Origin of the sequence: Cellulomonas sp. NPDC089187 (assembly GCF_040685135.1) — a bacterium.
In the GTDB taxonomy this organism is placed as follows: Bacteria; Actinomycetota; Actinomycetes; order Actinomycetales; family Cellulomonadaceae; genus Cellulomonas.
This window is the reverse complement of record NZ_JBFBHI010000003.1, coordinates 207,351-231,743: the sequence shown is the minus strand read 5'-3', so window position 1 is coordinate 231,743 and position 24,393 is coordinate 207,351. Positions and strand designations below refer to the sequence as shown.

Below are 24,393 nucleotides of genomic sequence, written 5' to 3'. Positions count from 1 at the left end.
TGGGGTGGGGGGCTGGTCTGCCACGACCGTAACCGATTCGTGACCGACGTGGAACCCCGCTCGGAGTGTCCGCGGCGTGTCAGTGCATGTCTGTGCGTGTCAGTTGGACCAGGTGCCGTAGACCCGCTCGGTGGTACCGGCGAGCGTCCGACAGAGCACGTCCAGGTCCTGACCGAGTTCCTCGGCGATCCGGCGCACGGTCAGCGGGATCAAGTACGGCGCATTCGGCTTGCCGCGCGCGGGGTGCGGGGTGAGGTAGGGCGCGTCGGTCTCCACCATGACCAGTTCCACCGGGAGCACCCGCAGCGCGGCCCGCAGGTCGTCGTTGGCCCCGAAGGTTACCGGCCCGGCGAAGGAGGCGAACCAGCCGTGCGCGGCGCACACCTCGGCCAGAGCCGGTCCACCGGAGAAGCAGTGGAAGACCGTGCGCTCCGGGGCACCGTCCCGGCGCAGGATGTCCACCACCTCGTCGTGGGCGTCCCGGTCGTGGATCTGCATCGCCAGACCGAGCTCCTTGGCCAGGGCGATCTGCGCGCGGAAGGCCTCCCGTTGGACCGCTCGCCCGCGCGGCCCGGCGCGGAAGAAGTCCAAACCGGTCTCACCGATGGCCCGCACGCGCGGATTGGCCCGGGCGACGCGCTCGACCTCGGCCAGGGCGTCGTCCAGGCCGAGGTCGTGCCGGGGCAGCGGGTCCGGGTCCAGTCCGTCCGGGGCGACCTCGTGGATGCCGGCGTGCAGCACAGCCTCATTGGGGTGGATGGCGATGGCCCCGAGCAGGGCACCACGGCCGGTGGACATCGGCACCGGGCCGGTCGCGTCGGGCTCACCCGCGTCGGCGCGCAGTGCGGCATCCGTCCACGCCACCGCATCCAGGTCGCAGCCCACCTGGACCATCCGGGGCACCCCGACGGACGCAGCCAGGTCCAGATGCGAATCCAGCGTGTCCGGGCCCGGTTCCTCCCGGACATGGAGCACCGATTCCAGGTGGGTGTGGTTGTCCGGAACGGGGCTCGGCAACGGCTCCGGGGCGGCGGGCCACCCCGGAGCGCGGCGCTTGCGGGACATCAGGCCTGGCGCAGGCGGTCGAGCTCCGCCTCGACCATGTCGTCGTCCAGCTTGGTGAACACCGGGGTCGGCTTGGCCACCGGGGTGCGCGGCACGACCGCACGGGGCTCCCAGGCGGGGACCGTCGAGTAGTCGCCGGTGATCACCGGGTACTGGCGGCTCGGGTCGTCCAGGTCGGTGACCTCATCGATGCGGGGTAGGGGGGAGACCGTGCCGGTGCCGCCCAGCGCCTCGTGCACCTGCTGCGCGGAGTGCGGCAGGAACGGCGACAGCAGGGTGTTCAGGTCGCTGACCGCCTGGGTGGTGGTGTGCAGCACGGTGGCCAGTCGGTCCGGGTCGGTCTTCAGCTTCCACGGCTCGGTCTCGGAGACGTAGCGGTTCGCCTCCTGGACCATCCGCATCGCCTCGCCGATCGCCGCGCGGTGCCGGTGGGTACCGATCAGCTCGCCGACCCGACCGAAAGCGGTGGTGGTCTGGGCGAGCAGCGCCTCGTCCACCGGCTGACGCTGACCGGGCTCGGGGATGGCACCGAAGTTCTTGTGCACCATGCTCGCGGTTCGGTTGACCAGGTTGCCCCAACCGGCGACGAGCTCGTCATTAGTCCGACGCTTGAAGTCCGCCCAGGTGAAGTCGGCGTCCTGGTTCTCCGGACCGGCGGTGGAGATGTAGTAGCGCAGCGCATCCGGCTGGTAGCGGGACAGCATGTCGCGGACGTAGATCACCACGCCACGGCTGGAGCTGAACTGCTTGCCCTCCATCGTGAGGAACTCGCTGGAGACCACCTCGGTGGGCAGGTTCAGGTTCCCGTACGGGCCGGGCTGGCCACCCTTCGACCCGCCGCCGGTGTAGCCGAGCAGCTCGGCCGGCCAGATCTGGGAGTGGAAGGTGATGTTGTCCTTACCCATGAAGTAGTAGGACATCGTCTCCGGGTCGGTCCAGAACTGCCGCCAGGCGTCCGGGTCGCCACTGCGACGGGCCCACTCGATGGAGGCGGACAGGTAGCCGATCACCGCGTCGAACCAGACGTACAGCCGCTTATGGGAGTTTTCCTCCCAGCCGGGCAGCGGTACCGGGATACCCCAGTCGATGTCCCGGGTCATCGCGCGCGGGCGGACGTCGTCCAGCAGGTTCAGCGAGAACTTCAGCACATTCGGCCGCCAGTTGGTCCGCGAGCGCAGCCAGTCGCCCAGGGCGTCCACGAAGGCGGGCAGGTCGAGGAAGAAGTGCTCGGACTCGACGAACTTGGGCGTCTCGCCGTTGATCCGGCTCTTCGGGTTGATCAGATCGATGGCATCCAGCTGGTTGCCGCAGTTGTCGCACTGGTCGCCGCGGGCACCGTCGTAGCCGCAGATCGGGCAGGTGCCCTCGATGTACCGGTCTGGCAACGTGCGACCGGTGGACGGGCTGATCGCGCCCATCGTGGTCTGCTCGACCATGTACCCGTTCTTGTGCACGGTGCGGAACATCTCCTGCACCACGGCGTAGTGGTTGCGGGTGGTGGTCCGGGTGAACAGGTCGTAGGACAGGCCGAGTTGGGTCAGATCCTCGACGATCACGCGGTTGTAGCGGTCGGCCAGCTCCTGTGGTGAGACACCCTCCTGCTCCGCCTGGACCAGGATCGGCGTGCCGTGCTCGTCGGTGCCGGAGACCATCAGGACGTCGTGCCCCGCCATGCGCATGTAACGGCTGAACACGTCGGAGGGAACGCCGAAGCCGGCGACATGACCGATGTGGCGCGGGCCGTTGGCGTAGGGCCAGGCGACAGCGCTGAGGATGCGGGACATGGGGTCGATCCTAATGACGTCCGCGCTCTGCTCTGGGCAGAAGTCCTCCCGCCCTCGGGTGGCTCGGTCCTACCGTGAAGCATGACCGTCACGACCACACGCCCCGCGTCCCTGATCCGTCGCCGACGCGAGCCCCTGTGGCGGGAACTGCTTGGCATCCGACTGCGCCAGCTCCGACACGAAAGCGGCGAGACCCTGGGGGAGACCGCCGAGCGGGCGGGCGTGTCCCCGCAGTACCTCTCCGAGATGGAGCGCGGGGTCAAAGACCCGTCCAGCGAGATGATCGCGGCGGTGGCCGGGGCGCTGGGGGTGACGCTGCTCGACCTGACGGTGGGGGTGGCGGAGGAGCTGGGCGGTGGCGGGTCGGTACAAGAGTCGCAGGCGATGGTGTCGGCGCTCGCGGAGCTGTCGCCGCTGCCGCGTGGAGCGGTGGTCTACGCCTGGCCGTCCGCGCGGGCGGCTTGAGCTCAGCGCCAGCCGTAGCTGAAGTAGTTGCCGAGCTTCCGGATCGATGCGCGGCTCAGCTCCGGGTGGCGAGCGGCCATCACCCGCATCGCGTCCTGGGTGCCCTCCAGAAGCGAGCGCGCGGACCAGTCGACCGGAATGCCGCCCATCTCGTCTCGCAGCTCCTGGACACGGTCGAACCTCTCCCTGGTCGCCATGGGGCCAAGGTGCTCACGGACCTGGTCGACGTCGGTGGTGCGGGGACACCGATCCAGATGGGACAGCAGCACCGCGTTCAGCTCGGGATCAATGTCCGGGCTCTCGGGGTGGCTCCGGCTCCGGACGGGGCGCGCGACGGAAGGGCCAGATCATGCGGTGACCCTAGCGACACTCACCGCTGGTCGATCACCTGGTCGACCAGCCCGTAGTCCTGTGCCGCCTGCGCGGTGAACACCCGGTCGTGGTCGGTGTCCGCGCGCAGCCGCTCGACGGTCTGGCCGGTGTGCTCGGCCAGGATGCCCTCCATTTCCGCCCGGATCCGCACCACTTCATCGGCGGCCAGGATCAGATCGGGGATCGCGCCACGACCCTGGGCGACGGGCTGGTGCAGCACCACGCGGGCGTGCGGCAGCGCGGCGCGTTTGCCGGGTGCACCGGCGGCGAGCAGCACCGCGCCGACCGCCACGGCCTGGCCGACGCAGGCGGTGGCCACTTCGGGCTTGATGTAGCGCATGGTGTCGTAGACCGCGAGCATCGCCGACGGGTCGCCGCCCTCGCAATTGATGTACAGCTGGATGTCCCGGTCGGGGGCGTCCGCCTCCAGGTGCAGGAGTTGGGCGATCAGGGTGTTGGCCACCCCGGCGTCCAGGGCGGTGCCGAGGTAGACGATCCGCTCGGTCAGCAGGTGGGAGTAGACGTCCATGATCCGCTCGCCCCGAGGATGCTGAGCGACCACGTTCGGGATCGTGTAGCTGCTCATGCCACACCGCCGAATCCAGCCTGGCCGCGCCCTCGGTGGGGGCGGATGGTGGCGAAGTCGTCGACGATCTGGTCGATGAAGCCGTAGTCGCGCGCCTCGGTGGCGGTGTACCAACGGTCGTGCAGGCTGTCCTCGAAGATCCGGTCCAGGGGCTGTCCCGTGTCCTGCGCAATCAACCCCAGCACGGTGTCCCGGGTGTGCCGCAGGTCGTCGGCCTGGAGCTCGACATCGACCGCGGTGCCGCCGATCCCGGCTGAGCCCTGGTGCATCAGGACCCGGGCGTGCGCCAGGGCGCGGCGTTTGCCCGGTGTCCCGGCGGAGAGCAGGAACTGCCCGGCCGAGTAGGCGATGCCCAGCGCGAGGGTGGACACATCGCAGGGCACCAGGTGCATCAGATCGCGGATGGCCAGCATCGAGGGCACCGAGCCGCCGGGGGAGTGGATCCACAGCGCGATGTCGGTGCTGGGATCGGTGGCGGCCAGCGCGACGATCTGACTGGCCAGCAGCGTGCCGTTGTCGTCGTCGAGCGGGCCGTCCAGGACCAGGACCCGGCTGTCATAGAGGGCGCGGCGGGCCTCGGGGCTGAACTGGGGCGGGCCGGGGGAATTGGTCATGGCTCCACCGTGGACCCACGGCAAGCCGACGCGTTGCGAATGCTGCCATCAGCAGATCCGCCGTAAGCAGCAGGACCGGCCACCAACCGTCCGGACCACGACTCTGTCCGCGCCGGACCACCGCCGAGACTACGGAAAACCACGCATCAGGCCGTCACCAGCGTCGATTTTCGTAGTCTCAGCGGCGCGGGGCGATTCGGGGCAGGGCTGGGGTCGGGGCCGATCAGGTTTCGACCGCCTCCGCCAGCTCCAACCACCGCAGCTCCAGCTCCGCCAGCTCGTCCTGCCGCGCAGCCCGGTCCTCGGTGAGCTTCGCCAGGCCGCCGTAGTCCGCGGGGTCGTGCTCGTTCATCCGACGGTCCAGGTCGGCGATCTGGTCGTTGAGCTTGGACATCCGGCGGTCGACCGCGGACAGCTCCTTCTTGGCGGTGCGCAGCGCGGCGGCGTCGGAGGGTGCCTTGCTGGGGGTGGCGCTGGTGGGGCGGGACTCCGCGGCGGTGAGCAGGCGCAGGTACTCGTCGACACCACCGGGGACATGCCGGAACTGCCCGTCAAGCACGGCGTACTGCTGGTCGGTGACCCGTTCGAGCAGGTAACGGTCGTGGGAGACGACTAGCAGGGTGCCGGGCCAGGTGTCGAGCAGATCCTCCATCGCGGCGAGCATGTCGGTGTCGAGGTCGTTGGAGGGCTCGTCCAGCACCAGGACGTTCGGCTCGTCGAGCAGGATGAGCAGAAGTTGCAGGCGTCGACGCTGGCCACCAGAGAGGTCCTTCACCGGGGTCTGGAGCTGGACGCTGGTGAAACCGAGCCGTTCGAGCAACTGCCCGGGAGACATCTCCTTGCCGCCGGCGACATAGGTGGTGCGGTAGCGGGCGATCACGTCGGTGACCCGCTGGTCGGCGACATCGGCCAGCTCGGCGAGCTCCTGGGTGAGGGTGGCGACCTTGACGGTCTTGCCGCGCTTGACCCGGCCGGTGGTGGGCAGCACAGCGCCGGTGACCAGCCCGAGCAGGGTCGACTTGCCCGCGCCGTTCACGCCGAGCACGCCGGTGCGCTCACCGGGGGCGATCAACCAGGTGACGTCGCGCAGCACCTGATGGTCGCCGTAGCTGACGCTGACGTCCTCGATGTCGACCACGTCCTTGCCCAGCCGGGCGGTGGCCATCTGGGACAGCTCGACCGTGTTGCGCGGCGGCGGCTCGTTGGCGATCAGGGCGTTGGCGGCGTCGATCCGGAATTTGGGCTTGGAGGTGCGGGCCGGTGCGCCGCGGCGCAGCCACGCCAGTTCCTTGCGCATCAGGTTCTGCCGCTTCGCCTCCGAGGCTGCGGCCATCCGGTCCCGCTCGACGCGCTGGAGCACATAGGCCGCGTAGCCACCCTCGAAGGGCTCGACGATGCCGTCGTGCACCTCCCAGGTGGCGGTGCAGACCTCGTCCAGGAACCAGCGGTCGTGGGTGACCACCAGCAGACCGCCGGCATTCGCGGACCAACGGCGGTTCAGATGCCCGGCCAGCCAGGTGACCGCCTGCACATCCAGGTGGTTGGTCGGCTCGTCCAGCATGAGCACGTCGTCGTCCCCGGCGAGCAGCGCGGCCAGCGCGGTGCGTCGACGCTGACCACCGGACAGCTCGCCGATCTTCTTGTCCCAGGGCAGATCGGCGGCCAGCCCGGCCACCACATCGCGGATCTTCGGGTCGCCCGCCCACTCGTGTTCCGCGCGGCCGTCGGCGATGGCCTGCCCGACGGTCTGCTCCGGGTCGAGGGTGTCCTGCTGGTCGAGCACACCGATCCGGGTGCCGCCACGGATCGTGACCCGACCGCCGTGCGGTTCCAACCGTCCGGAGAGCATGGCCAGCAGGGAGGACTTGCCATCGCCGTTGCGGCCGACGATGCCCACCCGGTCGCCCTCGTTCAGCCCGACGGTGATCTGGTCGAAGACGGTCTTGGTCGGGAAGGACAGACGGAGGTTCTCGCCGCCGAGCAGGTGGGCCATTCCGCCAAGGGTACGGACTGGGGATGGGACGATGCGGACTGTGCCCCCCGACCACCCCGCTGCGTTGAGGCGATGTGTTGCTGGGGGCACGGTGCGGGTGCTGGCGGTGGCCCGCGTCACCCGGCGCAGCGTTTGGCGTGGTGGATCCCGACTTCGCGTCGGTGGTGCCGACTAGCCTGGCCCTCGTGCGAGCCCCCGCCGAGCTGGACCCGCTGCCCACTACCGACCCCGACGATCCGCGCTGGTGCCGCGCCCCTGCGACTCCCGCCCAGCAGCGCGCTGACGCCTGGGTCGCCGTGGTGTTGCTGATCGGTGCGGTGCTCGACCTGGCGCTGTGGCAGGTGGTCGGGCTGTATGACGACCCCGCCTCAGGTCCGGTTGCGGTGGCCTGCCTGATCGCGATGATCGCGCCCCTGCGCCTGCGTCGACGCTATCCCTCGGTGGTTGCGGGGATCTGCGCGGCGATGTTCATCGTCACGGTGAGTTTTCAGGTCAGCGAGACGTTGTTCGTCAACATCGCCCTGTTCATGTCGCTGTACACAGTGGGTGCCTGGGAGTCGTCCCGCACGCGAGCGTTCTGGGTGCGCACGGTGATCATCGTCGCGATGTTCGGGTGGTTGTTGACGTCGATCTTCCAGTCGGTCACCGACCCCGAGGCGATCCCGGGCCTGTCCCGGGCCGGGGCTTTCTCCCCGATGGCGGCCTACCTGATGAGCCAGGTGCTGACCAACATCCTGTACTTCGCCGGGGCCTGGTACTTCGGGGATCACGCCTGGAACTCCGCCCGGGAGCGGGCCCGCACCGAGTGGCGGGGGGCGCTGCTGGTTGCCGAGCGTCGGACGGTCGAGGAGCAGGCGGTCTCCCTTGAACGCCTCCGTCTGGCCCGGGAGTTGCACGACGCTGTCGCTCACCATGTGTCGATGATGGGCGTGCAGGCGGGGGCGGCGCGGGTTGTGCTGGCGGCTGACCCCGAGAAGGCCGCTGCGTCGTTGGAACAGGTCGAGGAGTCCGCGCGGGAGGCCATCCGGGAGCTGCAGGGGGTGCTCGGGACACTGCGCGAGGCCGGGCAGCCGGTGCATCCCGGGCAGGCCGTCACCTCCATGTCTGTCGAGCAGTTGCCCGCTCTGGCCGCCCAGTCCACTGAGGCCGGGGTCGACACCACCTACCAGGTCGTTGGGCAGCCACGCACGCTGCCACCGCTGCTGTCGCTGAACCTGTACCGGATCGCGCAGGAGGCTTTGACCAATACCCGCAAGCACGCGGGCGAGGGTGCACATGCCGACGTCCGACTGCGGTACGGCGACGACGCCGTCGAGCTGGAGATCACCGACGACGGCGGCGGGGTCACTCGGCGGCACCGACCCTCTGGCAGTGGGCTGGGTCAGATCGGGATGCAGGAACGGGTCGCCGCCGACGGTGGCTCGCTGGAGGCCGGACCGCGCGGCCGCGGGGGCTACCTGGTGCGGGCGCGGGTTCCGCTCGCCACGATGCGGGAGGCCACCCACCGATGACCACCGAGACACGAGTGCTGCTCGCCGACGATCAGGCGCTGCTCCGGTCCGCACTGGCCACCATCCTCGACGCTGCCCCCGACCTCACGGTGGTCGGGCAAGCCGGCACCGGGCGCGAGGCGGTCGCCCTCGCCCGTGAGCTGCGCCCCGACGTGATCTGCATGGACGTTCAGATGCCGGAACTCGACGGCATCGAGGCCACCCGGCAGATCCGCTCCGAGTTGGACTGTGCGGTGCTGGTGCTGACCACCTTCAACCGGGAGGACTACCTGGTCGAGGCGCTCAACGCCGGTGCGGCCGGGTTCCTGCTGAAGAACTCCCGACCCGAGCAACTTGCGGATGCGGTACGCGCGGTGGCTGCGGGGGACGCGCTGCTGTCCCCGGAGGTGACCCGCGCCGTGATCGCCCGCGCGATGGGATCGGCCAGCGCCGAGCCGACCGGCCCCGAGCCGTGCCCGGGGACCGCGCAGGTCGGCCAGCTCACCGACCGGGAGACCGAGGTGCTCCGGCTGGTCGCCCAGGGGCTGAGCAACGACGAGATCGCCGCGGAGCTGGTGCTGGGCAGGGCGACGGTGAAGACGCACGTGTCGAACCTGCTGACCAAACTGGGGCTACGGGACCGGGTGCAGGCGGTGGTGTTCGCGTACCGGAACGGGTTGGGGAGCTGACCGGTGTCGCGGTACGACGACATCGCGGCGATGTCGTCTGAGGGTGACACCGGAGCGGCCGCCCCGGAGGCGCTGGTGGAGCGGGGTGACGAGTGCGCGGATCAGGTGCCAGGTGCCTTCGACCGCGCGCTGACCGCCCTCCACCTCGCGACGGACCTCCGCCCCGGGACGGAGTCACACAAATCCGCCCCGCGCCGGAGGTGCCCGCCACCCTCGTCCGCCTAGCGTCGTGTCATCACCACTCCACCACGACGACAGGAGTTCAGCGTGCTTCAGCTGAGCGGGATCCATCGGTCCTTCGGCGACCGACTGGTCCTCGACGACGTGGGCTTCACCGTGCAGCGCGGCAAGCTCACCGGATTCGTCGGCGGCAACGGCGCCGGCAAGACCACCACCATGCGGATCATCCTGGGGGTGCTGTCGGCCGACTCGGGCACCGTCACACTGGATGGCAAGCCGCTCGGTGACGAGCAGCGCCGCGGGTTCGGCTACATGCCGGAGGAGCGCGGGCTCTACCCGAAGATGAAGATCGTCGACCAGATCGCCTACCTCGCGCGGTTGCACGGTTTCGACAAGCGGACCGCCACCGCCAAGGCCACTGATCTGCTGACTCGGTTGGGGTTGGGGGAGCGGCTGCACGACCCGGTGGACGACCTGTCGCTGGGCAACCAGCAGCGCGCGCAGATCGCCGCGGCGCTGGTGCACGACCCTGCGGTGCTGATCCTGGACGAGCCGTTCTCCGGGCTGGACCCGATGGCAGTGGACACGGTGCTGGGGGTGCTGAGTGAGTACGCCGCGCAGGGGGTGCCCGTGCTGTTCAGCTCGCACCAGCTGGATGTGGTCGAGCGTCTGTGCGATGACGTGGTCGTGATCGCCGGGGGCAAGATCCGCGCCGCCGGTGGTCGTGAGGAACTGCGCGAGCAGTACGCCGAGTCCCGGTTCGAGATCCATTCCGGGGGCGACATGGGCTGGCTGCGCAGCCAGCCCGGGGTGCAGGTGCTCGAGTTTGACAGCGGGTACGCGCTGTTCGACGCCGACGAGCTGACGGCCCAGCAGGTGCTGCGGACCGCGATGGATGCCGCCCCCGTGCAGTCCTTCAGCCCGGTGCGTCCGCGCCTGGCCGAGATCTTCCGCGACATCGTCACCGACGAGGTGCGCCACGACGAGGAGGCCGCCCGATGAGCACCCCCACCCCGCAGCGTCCGGCCAGCCCGTCAATGCTGCAGAGCACGATGCTGGTGGCCGAGCGTGAGGTCACCACCCAGGTCCGCAGCAAGTCGTTCATCATCTCCACCGCGGTGATGCTGATCGTGATCCTGGCCGGGATCGTGCTGTCCAGCGTGCTGGGTGACACCTTCTCCTCGGATACCAAGGTCGCTGTCGTCCCCGCCACTGCGGAGCTGGTCGAGGGTGTCGACGGGATCGAGTCGATGTCCGCCGCCGACGAGGCGGCCGCCCGTCAGCTGGTCGAGGACGAGGAGGTGTCCGCCGCGATCCTGGCCGATGACGCCGCGGACAACCCGCTCGGAATCCTGGTGGTCGGCAAGGAGTCGGTGCCGGACTCGGTGATCAACGCGCTGATGGTCACCCCGGAGGTCGAGCTGCTGGACGAGCCGACCACCAGTGAGGGCCTGCGTTACCTGATCTCCCTGGCCTTCGGCATCGTGTTCATGTTCGCCTCGCTGACCTTCGGCAGCACCATCGCGCAGAACACCGTGCAGGAGAAGCAGTCCCGGATCGTGGAGATCCTGCTGTCCGCGGTGCCGCCCCGTGCGCTGCTAGCCGGAAAGGTGATCGGCAACAGCATCCTGGCCTTCGGTCAGACCGCGGCCATCGCCGCGACGGCGGTGATCGGCCTGGTCGTCACCGGGCAGGACGACGTGCTCAGTCTGATCGGCGCACCCGTGGCCTGGTTCGTGCTGTTCTTCGTCGTCGGGTTCGTGTTGCTGGCTGCGATGTTCGCCGCCGCTGCGTCGCTGGTCTCCCGCACAGAGGACACCGGAGCAGTGCTGATGCCCGTGATGTACCTGGTGATGATCCCGTACTTCCTGGTGATCTTCTTCAACTCCAACGAGCTGGTGCTGGCGATCATGAGCTACGTGCCGTTCAGCGCCCCGGTGGGCATGCCGGTCCGGTTGTTCCTCGGCACTGCGGCCTGGTGGGAGCCGCTGCTGTCGCTGGTGATCCTGGGCCTGTCCGCCTGGGGCGTAACCGCGATCGGTGCCCGGATCTACGAGCGGTCCGTGCTGCGCACCGGTCGCCGGGTGAAGTTGAGCGAGGCGCTCAAGGGCTGAACACCGTCAGCTGCTGCGAACCGCGGCCGGTCGTCCCCAGGAGGGTGGGGGCGGCCGGCCGCTGTCCGTGCTCAGGCGTCGAAGGGCAGGACCAGGGTGCGCAGCAGATCCGCGAGTCGCTCACGGTCGGCATCCGGCAGATCCGCCAGCAGGTCGCGCTCGATGTCGAGCAGACTGGTCATCGCCGCATCCACCCGGGCCAGGCCGTCCTCGGTGAGACTGACCAGCACACCGCGACGGTCCTCCGGTGACGGCAGACGTTCCACCAGGGAGCGGGCCGCCAGCCGGTCGATCCGATTGGTCATCGTGCCGCTGGTCACCAGAGTCTGGGTGAGCAGCGCACCCGGGGACAGCCGATAGGGCGCCCCCGCGCGGCGCAGCGCGGACAGCACGTCGAACTCCCACGGCTCCAGCCGGTGCAGCGCGAAGGCGCGCCGCCGGGCCAGATCCAGGTGCCGGGACAGTCGGGTCACCCGGGACAGCACAGTCAGCGGGGTGACATCCAGATCCGGGCGCTCACGAGCCCAGGCGTCGACGATCCGATCGACCTCGTCCACCGGCTGCTGCTCGGGCATGCGGTGGAGGTTACCCGTGCTGGTCGGAGAGCTGGGGGCGACGCTCCAGCCCGGACAATCCGTTCCACGCCAGGTTCACCAGGTTCGCTGCCACATCGGTCTTCTCCAGCGAGCGCGAGTCCAACCAGTGCTGCCCGGTCAATGCCACCATGCCGACCAGCATCTGCGCGTAGATCGGAGCGGTGCGGGGGTCCAGGTGCGATTTGGTGAACTGGTCGGCCAGCAGATGCTCCACCTGTGTGGCCACATCGCCGATCAGGCTGGAGAACGTCCCGGTGGCCTGGGCGACCGGTGAATCGCGAACCAGAATCCGGAAGCCGTCCTCGTTGTCCTCGATGTACCCCAGCAGCGCCAGCGCGGAGCGCTCGACCAGCACCCGCGGGTGGTGGCCCTTCTCCAACGCCCTGTTCAGCGCGTCCGTCAGGGCACGGATCTCCCGGTCGACGACGACCGCGTAGATGCCCTCCTTGCCCTTGAAGTGCTCGTACACCACCGGCTTGGACACCTCGGCCCGGGCGGCGATCTCCTCCACGGAGGTCCCGTCGAAGCCCTTCTCCGCGAACAGCTTGCGGCTGACGTCCAGCAACTGCTGCCGACGCTCGGCCGCGGTCATCCGCGCTTTGGTTGCACGGGCGCTGCGGCGGGTCTGGGTGGCCATCGGGACATCTTGTCAGGCTTCGACGGTGCGCGGGCCTGGCACACTAGGCACTGCACGTCCACGCTGGTGGGTCGTGCGGTCCGCCCTGGTGTAATGGCAGCACACAGGCCTTTGGTGCCTTGAGGTCCGGGTTCGAATCCTGGGGGCGGAGCTGGTGGCCGACGTTCCCGCCGGCCACCAGTCGCGCACTCAGGCGTTCGGTACCACGACCCCGCGCCCGCGGATCGTCCCGGCGTGCATCCGCTCGTACACCAACGGACCCTCGTCCAGCGAGAAGGTCTCATACTCCACGGACACCTTCCCGGCCCGAGCCAGGTCGAGCACCTCGATCAGCTCGGCCCGGGTGCCCCAGTACGGGCGGCGGACCGCCACGTCGAAGGGCAGGCCCATCGCCGGGTAGGAGGCCACGCCGCGGCCAATGCCGACGATGCTCCAGTCCGCCTCGGTGGCCAGCATCTTCGCGCCCAGGTCGACGGTGGGCTGGGCATCGACGAAGTCGAAGACCGCGTTCGCGCCCAGTCCGCCGGTGAGCTCCTTGACCGAGGCGACGGCGTCGTCATTCGACAAGAACGCATGGTCCGCGCCCACCTCGCGGGCGAGCGCCAGCTTCTCCTCGTTGACGTCCAGTGCGACGACGGTGGCACCGGTGATGGCCTTGAGTACCTGGATGCCGACGTGGCCGAGCCCGCCCGTGCCGATCACCACGGCGGTGCTGCCCGCGCCGAGCTTCGGCAGGGAAGTCTTGATCGCGTGGTACGGCGTCAGGCCGGCGTCGGTCAGTGACACGCTCGCCACCGGGTCCAGGTCGCCCAGCGGCACCAGGTGACGGGCGTCGTCGACGAGCATGTACTCGGCCATCGAGCCGGGCGCACCCAGTCCCGGCGGGCGGATGCCCAACTCGGCGGCCCTGGTGCAGTAGTTCTCGGCACCGCGGGCGCAGGCGGCGCAGGTCCCGCAGCCCCACGGGCCGTAGACCGCCACCGACTCACCGACCGAGAGTCCGTCCACTCCGTCACCGAGCGCGGCGACGGTGCCCACACCCTCATGTCCGAGCGTGAGCGGCAGGCCGTAGACGTACTGCTCGGCGGGCAGGCTCATCACGAACTCGTCCGAGTGGCAGGCTCCAGCCGCGGTCACCTTCAACAGCACCTGACCCGGCCCGGGCTCAGGGGTATCGACCTCGACGACCTCCGGAGCAGCGCCGATCTGTCGGTATTGCAGGGCACGCATGTTCGATCACTCCTCTTCGAGTGGCGGAAGGTCCCATGTGCGGGGATTCACAATGTGGTAAGGCCCTCCGTCTGCCTCGACCGTATGCCTGTTGCAGGTATGCGTCACCCCCTAAACGGGCAAAACGTCCTGATCGGACACGGTGCGTGATGTGTCAGACATCTCACCCCACGAAGAGGCAAAACGGATGTCCCGTCGGGTCTGCGTACACCCGCAACGGTTCCAGCGGGTCGTGCGAACGGTCGAGGAGCAGCCGCGCGCCGAGGTCGACGGCCCGCTGCCCATGCCGATCCAGTTCCTCGGCGGAGGTGACCGTGATGTCCAGATGCAGCTGCTGCGGAACCTCGGCGGCGGGCCAGGTGGAGGCGGGCAGCTCCGGGACGTACTGGAAGGCCAGGTGTGCGTCTCCGGTGAGCACCAGCCAGTCCTCACCCTTCGGGTCGGGTTCCCCGGCGGCGGGCGGCTCGTCGCCAGGTCGGTAGTGCAGGCCGAGCAGGTGCCGATAGAACTCGGCCAGGGCGCGCGGATCGGTGGTGTCCAGGACGGTCTGCACCACCCGGGGGTATGCCGAACCGGTCATGACCTGTGCCTCCGTCGTCGGGCCCCGCGCGACGGTGGACGGGGTCGAGATCGTCATGGTCGCCCAGATGCACCGTCGCGGCGCGGGGGAGTAGGACCGGTCCGCGCCGAACGCACCGATCGCGGCGGTAGAGTGCGTGAACGCACGCCATCCCACTCCCGTTGACCTTGCCGGTTCGCGGGCAGAACCGACGGGAGCACCCACAGGTGACCACCCCCCGCCCCGCCGCGGTCGTGGTCCTCGCCGCAGGCGAGGGCACCCGGATGAAGTCGTCCACCCCCAAGGTCCTGCACACGCTTGCGGGCCGGAGCATGCTCGGCCATGCATTGGCCGCGGCTTCGTCGCTGGACCCGGTGCGCACCGCCGTCGTCGTGCGGCACGAGCGCGACCGGGTGGCAGCGCACGCGATGTCGCTGGACTCGGCGGTGCTGATCGCCGACCAGGACAACATTCCCGGCACCGGGCGCGCCGTGCAGTGCGCGCTCTCGGTGCTGGATGCCGCCGCGCAAGCCGAGGCCGTCGCCCGGAGCGAGGGCCCGGGTGAGCCCGGCTCCGCCGCCGGGGTGCTGGTCGAGGGCCCGGTCGTGGTGCTGGCCGGGGACATCCCGCTGCTGGACGGCGAGACCCTGGCCGAGCTGCTGGCCGCGCATGCCGCCGACGGCAACGCGGTCACGGTGCTGACCACCGAGGTGCCGGAGCCCACCGGGTACGGCCGGATCGTCCGCGGTCCCGACGGCGACGTCGAGTCCATCGTGGAGGAGAAGGACGCCAGCCCGCAGCAGCGCACCATCGCCGAGATCAACTCCTCGGTGTACGTCTTTGACGCAGGCGTGCTGCGCGGGGCGTTCGGACGGCTGAGCCGGGACAACGCGCAGGGCGAGGTGTACCTGACCGACGTGATCGGGATCGCCCGGGGCGACGGCGGCCGGGTCCGGGCGCTGCGCACGGACGACCCGGTGCTGGTCGAGGGAGTGAACGACCGCGCTCAGCTGGCGGTGCTGCGTGCCGAGCTGAACCGCCGCATCCTGGACGACTGGATGCGCGAGGGCGTCACCGTCATCGACCCGGCGACCACCTGGGTCGACGTGGATGTGGAGCTGGCGCGGGATGTCACCCTGCTGCCCGGCACCCAGTTGCACGGCGCCACCAGCATCGGCGAGGGCGCCACCATCGGCCCGGACACCACCCTGACCGACGTCGAGGTGCAGGCCCGCGCCACCGTCATCCGCACCCACGGGTCACTGGCCGTGATCGGTGAGGACGCACTGGTCGGCCCCTTCGCTTACCTGCGCCCGGGCACTGTGCTCGGTGAGCGGGGGAAGATCGGCACCTTCGTGGAGACCAAGAACGCGGAGATCGGTGCGGGCTCCAAGGTGCCGCACCTGTCCTACGTGGGCGATGCCACCATCGGCGTGGAGACGAATATCGGCGCGGCCAGCGTGTTCGTGAACTACGACGGCGTCCGCAAGCACCGCACCACCATCGGCTCCTACGCCCGGACCGGCTCGGACAACATGTTCGTCGCGCCGGTGACCGTCGGCGACGGTGCGTACACCGGTGCCGGGTCGGTCATCCGCCACGACGTGCCCTCCGGCGCGCTGGCGGTCAGCGCCGGTGCGCAGCGGAACATCGAGGGGTGGGTGGTCCGCAACCGGGCCGGCACCCCCGCCGCCGAGGCCGCCTCCGCCGTCGACGGTCCGGATGCCGGGCTGTCCCCCCAAGCACGCGCCGAGCGGGAGCGGGCCGGACAGGCCGCCAGCACCCAGGCGCCGACGCCGCCCCCTGACCTGCCGCAGCGCCCCACTAGCCCCACGAACACCGCCACGGAGGACACCGCACGATGACTGGGTCGATCGAGCAGAACGAGGAGAAGCGCCTCGTCCTGGTCTCCGGACGGGCGCACATGGAGCTGGCCACCGCCGTGGCCGAGAGCCTGGACACCGAGCTGCTGCCCACCACCGCCTACGACTTCGCCAATGGCGAGATCTACGTGCGGTTCGCGGAGTCGGTGCGCGGTGCGGATGTCTTCGTGCTGCAGAGCCACGCGGCTGGCATCAACCAGTGGGTGATGGAACACCTGCTGATGGTGGACGCACTCAAGCGGGCCTCAGCCAAGACCATCACCGTGATCGCACCGTTCTACGGCTACGCGCGGCAGGACAAGAAGCACCGCGGACGGGAGCCGATCTCGGCCCGACTGATGGCGGACCTGTTCAAGACCGCCGGTGCCGACCGGCTGATGAGCGTCGACCTGCATGCCGCGCAGATCCAGGGCTTCTTCGACGGGCCGGTGGACCACCTGTGGGCGATGCCGATCCTCACCGAGTACGTGCGGACCCGGGTGGACGTCCAGAACGTCACTGTGGTGTCCCCGGACGCCGGGCGGATCCGGGTGGCCGAGCTGTGGGCTCAGAAGCTTGGTGGCGGCCCGTTGGCCTTCGTGCACAAGTCCCGGGACATCAACCAGCCCAACAAGACGGTGGCCAATCGGGTGGTTGGTGACGTCGAGGGCCGCACCTGCGTGCTGGTCGACGACCTGATCGACACCGCGGGCACGATCACCGGTGCGGTCCGGGTGCTGATGGAGGCCGGGGCCAAGGACGTCATCGTCGCGGCGACCCACGGCGTGCTCTCCGACCCGGCGGCGGACCGGCTGCAGCAGTGCGGTGCCCGCGAGGTGATCGTCACCGACACGCTGCCGATCCCGGAGGAGCACCGCTTCCCGGGGCTGACCGTGCTGTCCATCGCTCCGCTGCTGGCTCGTGCGATCCGCGAGGTCTTCGACGACGGGTCGGTGACCTCGCTGTTCGACGGCCGGGCCTGAGTTCGTATCTGACGCCCCGCCACCGGAGAGTTCCGGGGCGGGGCGTCGTCATGTCCCGCTGAGTTTCCCTGCACGGGGTCGGACCGGGTAAGCTCGGCAAGTTGCCTCGGCGAGGGATGCGGTGGGAAACGGTCTTCGGGCCCGGACACTCCGCTCCGTGATCGACAGGGCGCCCGCCTCCGCGTGCGCTGTGTCGCGCCGCGTCGAGGCCACCGTCGTCGCCCCGCCACCAGCGTTCTGCACAGGAGTCATCGTGTCTGAGGTCAAGCTCGTCGCCACCACCCGTACCGAGTTCGGCAAGGGCGCTGCCCGCCGTCTGCGTCGGGCCAACCAGATCCCCGCCGTGCTCTACGGCCACGGCACCGATCCGGTGCACGTCTCGCTGCCGGGCCACGCGACCATGATGTCGCTGAAGAAGGCCAACGCGCTGTTCACCATCGAGCTGGACGGCAAGGACACCCTGGCCATCGCCAAGGATGTGCAGCGCGACCCGGTGCGCCAGATCATCGAGCACGTCGACCTGCTGATCGTCGCCAAGGGCGAGAAGGTCTCGGTCGAGGTCCCGGTGACCATCGTTGGTGAGTCCGCCCCCGGCACCATCCACATCGTCGAGACCCAGAATGTGGAGCTCGAGGCTGACGCCGCACACCTGCCGCAGTCGCTGGAGGTGGACATCGCCGGTCTGGAGGCCGGTGCCCAGGTGACCGCCGCCGACCTGAAGCTGCCCACCGGTGCCTCGCTGGTCACCGACGCCGAGATCGTGATGGTCGCCATCGCCGTGCCGCGCTCCTCCGCTGCTGACGACGAGGCTGACGCCGCCGCTGAGGCCGCCGCGGAGTGATCCGCCCTGGTGTGCGCTGAGCACGCCGACGACGCTGGGACGCCCGGTACCGTTCAGGTGCCGGGCGTCCGGCGTGTCCGGACCAACACGACAGGAGCATGATGAGCGAGGGCCGCTGGCTGGTGGTGGGCCTGGGCAACCCCGGGCCGCAGTACGCCGGGAACCGGCACAACGTCGGGCAGATGGTGCTGGACGAGTTGGCCCGGCGGGGGTCGACGACGTTCTCCACCCGGGGTGGTGGCCTGTTGTCCCGTCGTCCGCAAGCGGCCACTGCGGAGCTACGGATCGGCACCCTTCCCGGAGGGATGCCGGGGCCGCGGGCGGTGCTGGCCAAGCCAGGCACGTTCATGAACACCTCGGGCGGCCCGGTGTCGGCGCTGGCCCGCTACTACGACATTCCGGCTGAGCGTGTGGTGATGGTCCACGATGAGATGGACATCCCCTTCGGGCAGGTGCGGCTCAAGCGCGGCGGTGGTGAGGGCGGGCACAACGGGTTGCGCGACACCAGCAAGGCGCTCGGGACCAAGGACTACCTGCGGGTGCGGGTTGGTGTGGGGCGGCCACCCGGGCGGCAGGACCCGGCGGACTTCGTGCTGAGGGACTTCGGTGCGGGCGAGCGCAAGGAGCTGCCGTTCCTGCTGGACGATGCCGCTGACGCGGTCGAACTGCTCGTCACCGAGGGGCTGGAGAAGGCGCAGCTGCGGTTCCACACCAAGGGCTGATCCAAACGGGTGCGAACAGGGTGAAAACGGACAGATAGGGCGGACCGGGACAAACCTACTGATATAGCCTCGCGGCACACCGAGGCCAGGGGATCCCATGAGTCTGATCGACGATCAGGACACACCGCACACCGAGCGCGCTGTCGGGGACCGGCGCCGCGCCACCACCGGGCCCCGACTGTCCTGGGCCTCGGACACGCCCTTCCACGCGCCGTTGACTGCATCGGCACCCTCCGACTGGCGCGGCGATCACGCGCACTACCAGGTCGCCACGCTGGCCCGAGACGTGGTGCTGGCCACTGGAATCCCGACCCTCCTGCTGTTCGTGATGCACGGGGTGAGCCTGCTCCAGCTCGGCTGGGGGCTGCTGATCGGGCTGCTGTTCATCACCATGACCACCGTGGAGCGCGGCTACGACCGGCAGGTGATCGGCGACGGGCACCTGGAGTTCGAGGCGGTGATCCGCGGCGGGGTGCTCACCGCCGCCGGACTCGCGCTGCTGGCGGTGGGTGCGGATGTCGACGTGCCCCGGACCATCGTCTTCGCCGCGCTGCCCCTGGTGGTGCTGGTGCTGATCATGGCCAGGCACGCCGCCCGACGCTCGCTGCACAAGCGCCGCGCGGCGGGCAAATCAATGCGGCGGACACTGGTGGTCGGCGATGCTGCCTCGATCACCGGGGTGGTGCAGGACCTGCGTGGGCTGCCCCAGTACGGCTACCAGATCGCCGGGGTGTGCGTGCCGTCGTTCGTCGGGCCGCTGCCCGGGCTCAGGGTGCCGGTGCTGGGCACGGTCTCCGATGTGGTGCAGGTGGCGGTGGACGGGCGATTCGACGTGGTGATCGTGACCGGCTCGGAACTGTCCGGGCAGGCGCTGCGTCGGTTGTCCTGGGCATTGCAGCGCACGCGGGTCGAGCTGGTGGTGGCGCCGGGGATCGTCGAGGTATTCGGGCCGCGGGTCAGCCTGGAACCGACGGCGGGGCTGTCGTTGATCCACGTGAACGCCGCCGAGTCCCGGCGGTCGAGGATCGTGGCCAAGCGGGTCTTCGATTCGGCGGTGGCGCTCAGCGGGCTGCTGGCGCTGGCACCGCTGCTGCTGGTGATCGCCGCGGCGGTGAAGCTGACCAGCGCTGGACCGGTCCTCTTCCGGCAGACCCGGGTGGGCAAGGAGGGTGACGAGTTCTCCATGCTGAAGTTCCGCAGCATGGTGGTCGACGCCGAGGCACAGCTGGCGCAGCTGCGGGCGGGGAATCAGGCGGACGGTCCGCTGTTCAAACTGGACCGCGACCCGCGGATCACCCGGATCGGGCACTTCCTGCGGCGACACTCGCTGGACGAGCTGCCCCAGTTGATCAACGTGGTCCGCGGGGAGATGGCGCTGGTCGGGCCCCGCCCACCGCTGCCCAATGAGGTGGTGCAGTACCGCGAGTCCGCCCGCCGACGGCTGCTGGTCAAGCCGGGAATCACCGGACTGTGGCAGATCAGTGGCCGGGCGGATCTGCCCTGGGACGAGGCGGTGAAGTTGGACCTGCGCTACGTGGAGAACTGGTCCATCGCCTTCGACCTGATGATCCTGTGGCGGACGCTCGGTGTGGTGGTGAGTGGACATGGCGGGCGTTGAGGTCGCGCTGGCGCATGACTACGCCACCCAGCGCGGTGGTGCCGAGCGGGTCGCGCTGATGCTGGCTCAGGCCTTTCCCGGTGCACCGATGTACACCACGCTGCACCACGCGGCGGGCACCTTCCCGGAGTTCGGCGCATTGGATCTGCGCACCAGCACCGTGAACCGGGTCGGGCTGCTGCGTCGTTCGCACCGGCTGGCGCTGCCGCTGCTGGCCCGCGCGGTCGACCGGATGCCGATCGACGCTGACCTGCTGCTGGCGTCCTCCACCGGATGGGCGCACGGCTTCCCGGTGACCGGACGCAAGATCGTGTACTGCCACGCCCCCGCGCGTTGGCTCTACCAGGGGCAGCGCTATCTGGGGCGGGACGGCGGCGGGGTCGGGCACTGGGTCCGAGCGGGGGCGCTGGACGTGCTGGCCCCCGGGCTGCGGTCGTGGGATCAACGCGCGGCTGCCGGAGCGGACCGGTACCTGGCCAACTCCACGGTGACCGCCCGCGCGGTGCGGGAGGTCTACGGGATCGAGGCGGAGGTGCTGGCCCCGCCGCCCGCGCTGCTGCCGGAGGGACCGCAGACGCCACTGCCCGGCGTCGAACCGGGGTTCCTGCTCTGCGTGGCGCGGCTGCTGCCCTACAAGAACGTCGACCGGGTGATTGAGGCGGTGCGCCGGAGCCCCGGGGTGCGGCTGGTGGTGGTCGGCGACGGTCCGCAGCGAGCAGTCCTGCGTCAGCGGGTGGCCGACCTGCCCCGGGTGGTGCTGGCCGGGCGGGTGGACGACGCGCGGCTGCGTTGGCTGTACCGGCACTGCGCGGCGCTGGTCGCGGCCTCGTACGAGGACTACGGACTGTCCCCGCTGGAGGCAGCCGCCTTCGGACGTCCCTCGGTGGTGCTGCGGGACGGCGGGTACCTGGACACGGTGCGGGACGGGGTGACCGGCGAGTTCTTCGACCGACCCGAGGCCGAGTCCATCGCCGCCGCCATTGACCGGGGGCTGGCCCGGACCTGGGATCGCGGCCTGCTGCGCGCACACGCGGAGTCCTTCGGGCTTGACCGCTTCATCGACCGCTTGCGCGCGGTAGTCGACCGGGAGCTCGGCCACGCGTCGGCTCCGGTCGTCGCCGCAGCGGCACCCACGTCCCCCGAGGAGACCCGATGACCCTGCAGGAGATGTTCCGGACGATCTGGTTCGGCAAATGGCTGGTCCTGGTCTCGCTGGTCGCCGCGTTGGGTGGTGCCTGGTCCTACCTGTCCGGCCAGGAACCGCAGTACGCCGCGGAGGCGACGGTGCAGATCGTCGACGCGGAGACGCTGGCGACGGCGGGTGTGCGGGTGGAGGCCGACCCGAGCCTGGTGACCTCCGATGCGGTGGCCGCAGCGGCCGCGACCGTGCTGGGCGGTGGGGTCGACGCCGATGCCCTGGCCGCATCGACCACCGCGCAGTACGAGGTGGATAGTCCGAACGACGTGCTGGTGGACGCCACCGGCACCGACCCGGACGACACCGTCCGCGCGGCCAATGCGATGGCGGCGGCGTATGTCGGGGCGTTGCAGGGACAGTTCGACGAGGACCTGACCGGGATGCGGCAGCGCCTGGATGCCCTGGCCGACGCCATCGACCAGCAACAGAAGGCGATCACCGCGGCCCGTGCGGCCTCGGCGGCGACCGCGGGCACGGGCGTCGACCCGGTTGGTGGCCTGCTGGAGGCGCAGTATTCGGCGAGCATGGACCAGTACCAGACCCTTGCCGCGCAGCAGGCCCAGGCCCAGGTGCTGGCCAACCCGGCGGTGGTGTTACAGAACGCGGTTTCCGCGCAGCTGGTGAGTATGCCGACGTCGCTGGTGTACGCGATCGCGGCATTGGCCGGTCTGCTGGTCGGCGTCGCGCTGGCGGTGCTGCGGCGCGGATTGGACACCCGGGTGCGCACCACCGGGGCGGCCCGCCGGGCGGCCTCCGCACCGGTGCTGGCCCGCCTGTCCGGCACCGCCGCTGCGGTGAAGACCTGGGAGGCGGAATCGGTGCTGCCGGTGGCCACCCGGGAGGCGACCGCCTACACCCGCTCGGTGCGTGAGCTGCGCACCGCCTTACAAGCGGCGGCGGACAACGAGTCGGGCAGCGCGGTGATCGTGGTGACATCGGCGGATCTGGAGACACCACGGTCCTTTGTCGCGGCGAACCTCGCAGCGTCGTGGGCACTGTCCGGGCGCAGCGTGGTGGTGCTCTCCGGTGATCTGCGCCAGCCCCGGTTGAACGCTCTGTTGCCGGTAGCCGAACAGGGAACGGTGGCGTCTGCGGTGGCCGATGCCGGTGCCCAGCCCACCTCCATCCCGCACCTGGCGGTACACCCGGAGCTGCGCACCGAGCTGGACCCGGCGGACTTCTTGGCCAGCGACCGGGTGCGAGATCTGATCGTCGCCCTGCGGGCAGCGGCGGATGTGGTGATCATCGATGCCCCGCCGATGCTGGTCGCCGCCGACGCGACGATCCTGGGTGGGCTGGCCGACGGGGTGCTGTTGGCCGCGACCATCGGGCACACCCGGATCGGATCGGTCGAGGAGTCCGCGGATCGGCTACGCGCGGCCCATGCGCGGCTGCTCGGGCTGAGCCTGGACGGAGGGGCCGGGCGCGAGGTCGGATACGAGGCCAGCTACGCCTTCGCGGGGACACCGGTGGGTGACGGGGCGACGGCGACGGGTTCTGATGGGCCGGGCGATTCGGTGGCCGATGGGTCCGACGACCTGGAGGATGTCGCGCCGTCGGAGTCGGACGATCCCGCCGGGGCCAGGGTCGAGCAGGCTAGTGGTGCGGTGCCGGAACCGGCCGGGGCGCGTCGAGGTCGGGGCCGTCCCGCGCTGTTCTTCGCCCCGAGGACATGACACCGATCCGGGTGGTGGTGCTGGACCACACCGCCCAGACCGGTGGTGCCGAACTCGCCCTCCTCCGGCTCGCCACGGCGCTGAACCCGGTGGAGGTCGACCTCACGGTGCTGCTGTTCGACGACGGGCCGCTGGTCGGCATGCTCACCGACCGGGGGGTGCGGGTTCGGGTGCGACGACTCGATCCCCGGGTCGGCACCAGCGACCGGCAAGCCGCGACGGGGTGGGCAGCGGTGCGCTCGCTGGGCCGCGCGCTGCCGTTCGTGCTCCGGCTGCGGCGGGAGCTGCGTCTGCTCGACCCTGACGTGGTGCACACGACCTCGCTCAAGGCCGATCTGATCGGGTTGGTGGCGGGGCGGTCGATCCGGCGCCCCGTGGTCTGGCATGTGCACGACCGGATCGCGGCGGACTACCTGCCCGCACCGGTGGTCCGCCTGTTCCGGGTGCTGGCCCGCAGGGCGGTGACCGCGGTGGTGGTGAACTCCCGGGCGACCGGGCGGACCCTGCCCCGAGTGCGGTCGACGGTGGCTTACCCGGGGCTGGCCGCCGACCAGATCGGACCGGACCCCCTCGCCCGAGCGGTGCCACAGCCGCCGGTGGTCGGGATTGTGGGGCGGATCAGCCCGACCAAGGGGCAGCGGGAGTTCATCGCGGCGGCGCAGCTGCTGGCTCGGCAGCATCCGGAGCTCCGGTTCCGGGTGGTGGGGGATGCGCTGTTCTCCGAACAGGACTATGCCGACACTGTGCGACGACGGGCCAAGGAGGGGGCGCTGTCCGGTCGGGTGGAGTTCACCGGCTGGGTGGCGGACACCGGGGCGGAATTGGATCGGCTGACGGTGCTGGTGCATGCCTCGCCGACCCCCGAGCCCTTCGGCCAGGTGGTGGCGGAGGCGATGGCGCGAGGCGTGCCGGTGGTCGCCACCGCGGGCGGGGGGATGGACGAGATCGTGCGGCCGGGGGGCGGACCCGTACGCGGGGAGCTGGTGCCGGCCGGGGACGTGGCGGGTTTGGCAGCGGCGGTGGAACGTCTGTTGTCCGACCCGGTCGCGGCGGCGGATCGCGCCCGGACAGCCTGGTCGCAGGTGCGCCGGGACTACCCGATCGAGCGGACCGCGGCGG

The 24,393-nt window shown here is 70.2% G+C and carries 22 protein-coding genes, 1 tRNA gene and 1 pseudogene; 14 read left to right on the top strand and 10 right to left on the bottom strand.

Going from position 1 to position 24,393, the window contains the following annotated elements; all coding sequences use genetic code 11:
* Positions 1-99 precede the first annotated feature (99 nt).
* Together AB0N78_RS09345 and metG are read right to left on the bottom strand one after the other, a co-directional pair.
* Entirely contained in the window at positions 100-1,065 is a 966-nt protein-coding gene (locus tag AB0N78_RS09345; protein ID WP_363388874.1) for a TatD family hydrolase, read from the bottom strand.
* Positions 1,065-2,849 carry a methionine--tRNA ligase gene (gene metG, locus AB0N78_RS09340; RefSeq protein WP_363388871.1) on the bottom strand — a complete coding sequence of 595 codons (1,785 nt, stop codon included), beginning with the start codon at positions 2,847-2,849 and terminating at the stop codon, positions 1,065-1,067. The genes AB0N78_RS09345 and metG overlap by 1 nt, the downstream gene beginning before the upstream one ends.
* An 81-nt stretch (positions 2,850-2,930) precedes the next feature.
* Between metG and AB0N78_RS09335 the strand changes: the two genes are divergently transcribed.
* Entirely contained in the window at positions 2,931-3,314 is a 384-nt protein-coding gene (locus AB0N78_RS09335) for a helix-turn-helix transcriptional regulator (RefSeq protein ID WP_363388868.1), read from the top strand.
* A 2-nt stretch (positions 3,315-3,316) separates the two neighbouring features.
* Here the strand turns inward: AB0N78_RS09335 and AB0N78_RS09330 are convergent, their stop codons facing one another.
* The 4 genes from AB0N78_RS09330 to AB0N78_RS09315 form a co-directional block, all read right to left on the bottom strand.
* Positions 3,317-3,511, bottom strand: a complete 195-nt coding sequence (locus AB0N78_RS09330; protein WP_363388865.1) for a hypothetical protein — start codon at positions 3,509-3,511, stop codon at positions 3,317-3,319.
* 173 nt (positions 3,512-3,684) lie between these two features.
* Positions 3,685-4,272 (bottom strand): ATP-dependent Clp protease proteolytic subunit, encoded by a 588-nt coding sequence (locus AB0N78_RS09325; RefSeq protein WP_363388862.1) that lies wholly within the window; start codon positions 4,270-4,272, stop codon positions 3,685-3,687.
* Positions 4,269-4,886, bottom strand: coding sequence for an ATP-dependent Clp protease proteolytic subunit (locus AB0N78_RS09320; RefSeq protein ID WP_363388860.1), 618 nt, complete (start codon positions 4,884-4,886; stop codon positions 4,269-4,271). The genes AB0N78_RS09325 and AB0N78_RS09320 overlap by 4 nt, the downstream gene beginning before the upstream one ends.
* 223 nt (positions 4,887-5,109) lie before the next feature.
* Positions 5,110-6,879 (bottom strand): ABC-F family ATP-binding cassette domain-containing protein, encoded by a 1,770-nt coding sequence (locus AB0N78_RS09315; RefSeq protein ID WP_363388858.1) that lies wholly within the window; start codon positions 6,877-6,879, stop codon positions 5,110-5,112.
* Between the two features lie 185 nt (positions 6,880-7,064).
* Between AB0N78_RS09315 and AB0N78_RS09310 the strand changes: the two genes are divergently transcribed.
* The 4 genes from AB0N78_RS09310 (at position 7,065) to AB0N78_RS09295 (ending at position 11,352) form a co-directional block, all read left to right on the top strand.
* The gene (locus tag AB0N78_RS09310; RefSeq protein ID WP_363388855.1) at positions 7,065-8,390 is read left to right on the top strand and encodes a sensor histidine kinase; all 1,326 of its coding nucleotides are present in this window, start codon (positions 7,065-7,067) and stop codon (positions 8,388-8,390) included.
* Entirely contained in the window at positions 8,387-9,058 is a 672-nt protein-coding gene (locus AB0N78_RS09305; RefSeq protein WP_363388852.1) for a response regulator transcription factor, read from the top strand. Before AB0N78_RS09310 ends, AB0N78_RS09305 begins: the two co-directional genes overlap by 4 nt.
* Positions 9,059-9,325: 267 nt before the next feature.
* Positions 9,326-10,240, top strand: coding sequence for an ATP-binding cassette domain-containing protein (locus AB0N78_RS09300; protein ID WP_363388849.1), 915 nt, complete (start codon positions 9,326-9,328; stop codon positions 10,238-10,240).
* Entirely contained in the window at positions 10,237-11,352 is a 1,116-nt protein-coding gene (locus AB0N78_RS09295) for an ABC transporter permease (RefSeq protein WP_363388846.1), read from the top strand. Before AB0N78_RS09300 ends, AB0N78_RS09295 begins: the two co-directional genes overlap by 4 nt.
* Before the next feature lie 71 nt (positions 11,353-11,423).
* Here the strand turns inward: AB0N78_RS09295 and AB0N78_RS09290 are convergent, their stop codons facing one another.
* A complete protein-coding gene (locus tag AB0N78_RS09290) occupies positions 11,424-11,927 on the bottom strand; it encodes a MarR family transcriptional regulator (protein ID WP_363388843.1) in 504 nt (167 codons plus the stop codon).
* 10 nt (positions 11,928-11,937) lie between these two features.
* Positions 11,938-12,540 carry a TetR/AcrR family transcriptional regulator gene (locus AB0N78_RS09285; RefSeq protein WP_363389878.1) on the bottom strand — a complete coding sequence of 201 codons (603 nt, stop codon included), beginning with the start codon at positions 12,538-12,540 and terminating at the stop codon, positions 11,938-11,940.
* A gap of 124 nt (positions 12,541-12,664) precedes the next feature.
* Between AB0N78_RS09285 and AB0N78_RS09280 the strand changes: the two genes are divergently transcribed.
* Positions 12,665-12,736 (top strand) — tRNA-Gln (locus tag AB0N78_RS09280).
* Between the two features lie 38 nt (positions 12,737-12,774).
* On the opposite strand, the gene AB0N78_RS09275 is transcribed toward AB0N78_RS09280, so the two are convergent.
* Both AB0N78_RS09275 and AB0N78_RS09270 read right to left on the bottom strand, forming a co-directional pair.
* Positions 12,775-13,815 (bottom strand): NAD(P)-dependent alcohol dehydrogenase, encoded by a 1,041-nt coding sequence (locus AB0N78_RS09275; RefSeq protein ID WP_363388840.1) that lies wholly within the window; start codon positions 13,813-13,815, stop codon positions 12,775-12,777.
* Positions 13,816-13,978: 163 nt separating this feature from the next.
* Entirely contained in the window at positions 13,979-14,395 is a 417-nt protein-coding gene (locus tag AB0N78_RS09270; protein ID WP_363388837.1) for a VOC family protein, read from the bottom strand.
* A gap of 206 nt (positions 14,396-14,601) precedes the next feature.
* Here AB0N78_RS09270 and glmU point away from each other — a divergent pair, with 206 nt between their 5' ends.
* The 8 genes and pseudogenes from glmU to AB0N78_RS09230 all read left to right on the top strand — a co-directional run.
* Positions 14,602-16,239 (top strand): bifunctional UDP-N-acetylglucosamine diphosphorylase/glucosamine-1-phosphate N-acetyltransferase GlmU, encoded by a 1,638-nt coding sequence (gene glmU / locus AB0N78_RS09265; RefSeq protein WP_363388835.1) that lies wholly within the window; start codon positions 14,602-14,604, stop codon positions 16,237-16,239.
* Entirely contained in the window at positions 16,236-17,219 is a 984-nt protein-coding gene (locus AB0N78_RS09260; RefSeq protein WP_363388832.1) for a ribose-phosphate diphosphokinase, read from the top strand. Before glmU ends, AB0N78_RS09260 begins: the two co-directional genes overlap by 4 nt.
* 253 nt (positions 17,220-17,472) lie before the next feature.
* On the top strand, positions 17,473-18,060 hold the full coding sequence (locus tag AB0N78_RS09255) for a 50S ribosomal protein L25/general stress protein Ctc (protein ID WP_363388829.1): 588 nt from the start codon (positions 17,473-17,475) through the stop codon (positions 18,058-18,060).
* Between the two features lie 101 nt (positions 18,061-18,161).
* The gene (gene pth, locus AB0N78_RS09250; protein ID WP_363388826.1) at positions 18,162-18,782 is read left to right on the top strand and encodes an aminoacyl-tRNA hydrolase; all 621 of its coding nucleotides are present in this window, start codon (positions 18,162-18,164) and stop codon (positions 18,780-18,782) included.
* A gap of 97 nt (positions 18,783-18,879) precedes the next feature.
* On the top strand, positions 18,880-20,400 hold the full coding sequence (locus AB0N78_RS09245) for a sugar transferase (protein ID WP_363388824.1): 1,521 nt from the start codon (positions 18,880-18,882) through the stop codon (positions 20,398-20,400).
* Positions 20,387-21,556 (top strand): glycosyltransferase, encoded by a 1,170-nt coding sequence (locus tag AB0N78_RS09240; protein ID WP_363388821.1) that lies wholly within the window; start codon positions 20,387-20,389, stop codon positions 21,554-21,556. Before AB0N78_RS09245 ends, AB0N78_RS09240 begins: the two co-directional genes overlap by 14 nt.
* A complete protein-coding gene (locus tag AB0N78_RS09235) occupies positions 21,553-23,274 on the top strand; it encodes a Wzz/FepE/Etk N-terminal domain-containing protein (protein ID WP_363388819.1) in 1,722 nt (573 codons plus the stop codon). The genes AB0N78_RS09240 and AB0N78_RS09235 overlap by 4 nt, the downstream gene beginning before the upstream one ends.
* A pseudogene (locus AB0N78_RS09230) lies at positions 23,271-24,380 on the top strand (glycosyltransferase family 4 protein); the annotation flags it as partial. The gene AB0N78_RS09235 and the pseudogene AB0N78_RS09230, both read left to right, overlap by 4 nt.
* Between the last annotated feature and the right edge of the window lie 13 nt (positions 24,381-24,393).

Bases quoted from the DNA above. Each gene is read 5' to 3' on its own strand.
- AB0N78_RS09335 (WP_363388868.1), top strand. From the start codon at position 2,931: ATGACCGTCACGACCACACGCCCCGCGTCCCTGATCCGTCGCCGACGC.
- pth (WP_363388826.1), top strand. From the start codon at position 18,162: ATGAGCGAGGGCCGCTGGCTGGTGGTGGGCCTGGGCAACCCCGGGCCG.
- AB0N78_RS09320 (WP_363388860.1), bottom strand. From the start codon at position 4,886: ATGACCAATTCCCCCGGCCCGCCCCAGTTCAGCCCCGAGGCCCGCCGC.
- metG (WP_363388871.1), bottom strand. From the start codon at position 2,849: ATGTCCCGCATCCTCAGCGCTGTCGCCTGGCCCTACGCCAACGGCCCG.
- AB0N78_RS09325 (WP_363388862.1), bottom strand. From the start codon at position 4,272: ATGAGCAGCTACACGATCCCGAACGTGGTCGCTCAGCATCCTCGGGGC.
- AB0N78_RS09260 (WP_363388832.1), top strand. From the start codon at position 16,236: ATGACTGGGTCGATCGAGCAGAACGAGGAGAAGCGCCTCGTCCTGGTC.
- AB0N78_RS09330 (WP_363388865.1), bottom strand. From the start codon at position 3,511: ATGGCGACCAGGGAGAGGTTCGACCGTGTCCAGGAGCTGCGAGACGAG.
- AB0N78_RS09295 (WP_363388846.1), top strand. From the start codon at position 10,237: ATGAGCACCCCCACCCCGCAGCGTCCGGCCAGCCCGTCAATGCTGCAG.
- AB0N78_RS09245 (WP_363388824.1), top strand. From the start codon at position 18,880: ATGAGTCTGATCGACGATCAGGACACACCGCACACCGAGCGCGCTGTC.
- AB0N78_RS09270 (WP_363388837.1), bottom strand. From the start codon at position 14,395: ATGACCGGTTCGGCATACCCCCGGGTGGTGCAGACCGTCCTGGACACC.
- AB0N78_RS09285 (WP_363389878.1), bottom strand. From the start codon at position 12,540: ATGACCGCGGCCGAGCGTCGGCAGCAGTTGCTGGACGTCAGCCGCAAG.
- AB0N78_RS09290 (WP_363388843.1), bottom strand. From the start codon at position 11,927: ATGCCCGAGCAGCAGCCGGTGGACGAGGTCGATCGGATCGTCGACGCC.
- AB0N78_RS09345 (WP_363388874.1), bottom strand. From the start codon at position 1,065: ATGTCCCGCAAGCGCCGCGCTCCGGGGTGGCCCGCCGCCCCGGAGCCG.
- AB0N78_RS09275 (WP_363388840.1), bottom strand. From the start codon at position 13,815: ATGCGTGCCCTGCAATACCGACAGATCGGCGCTGCTCCGGAGGTCGTC.
- AB0N78_RS09315 (WP_363388858.1), bottom strand. From the start codon at position 6,879: ATGGCCCACCTGCTCGGCGGCGAGAACCTCCGTCTGTCCTTCCCGACC.
- AB0N78_RS09235 (WP_363388819.1), top strand. From the start codon at position 21,553: ATGACCCTGCAGGAGATGTTCCGGACGATCTGGTTCGGCAAATGGCTG.
- AB0N78_RS09305 (WP_363388852.1), top strand. From the start codon at position 8,387: ATGACCACCGAGACACGAGTGCTGCTCGCCGACGATCAGGCGCTGCTC.
- AB0N78_RS09240 (WP_363388821.1), top strand. From the start codon at position 20,387: ATGGCGGGCGTTGAGGTCGCGCTGGCGCATGACTACGCCACCCAGCGC.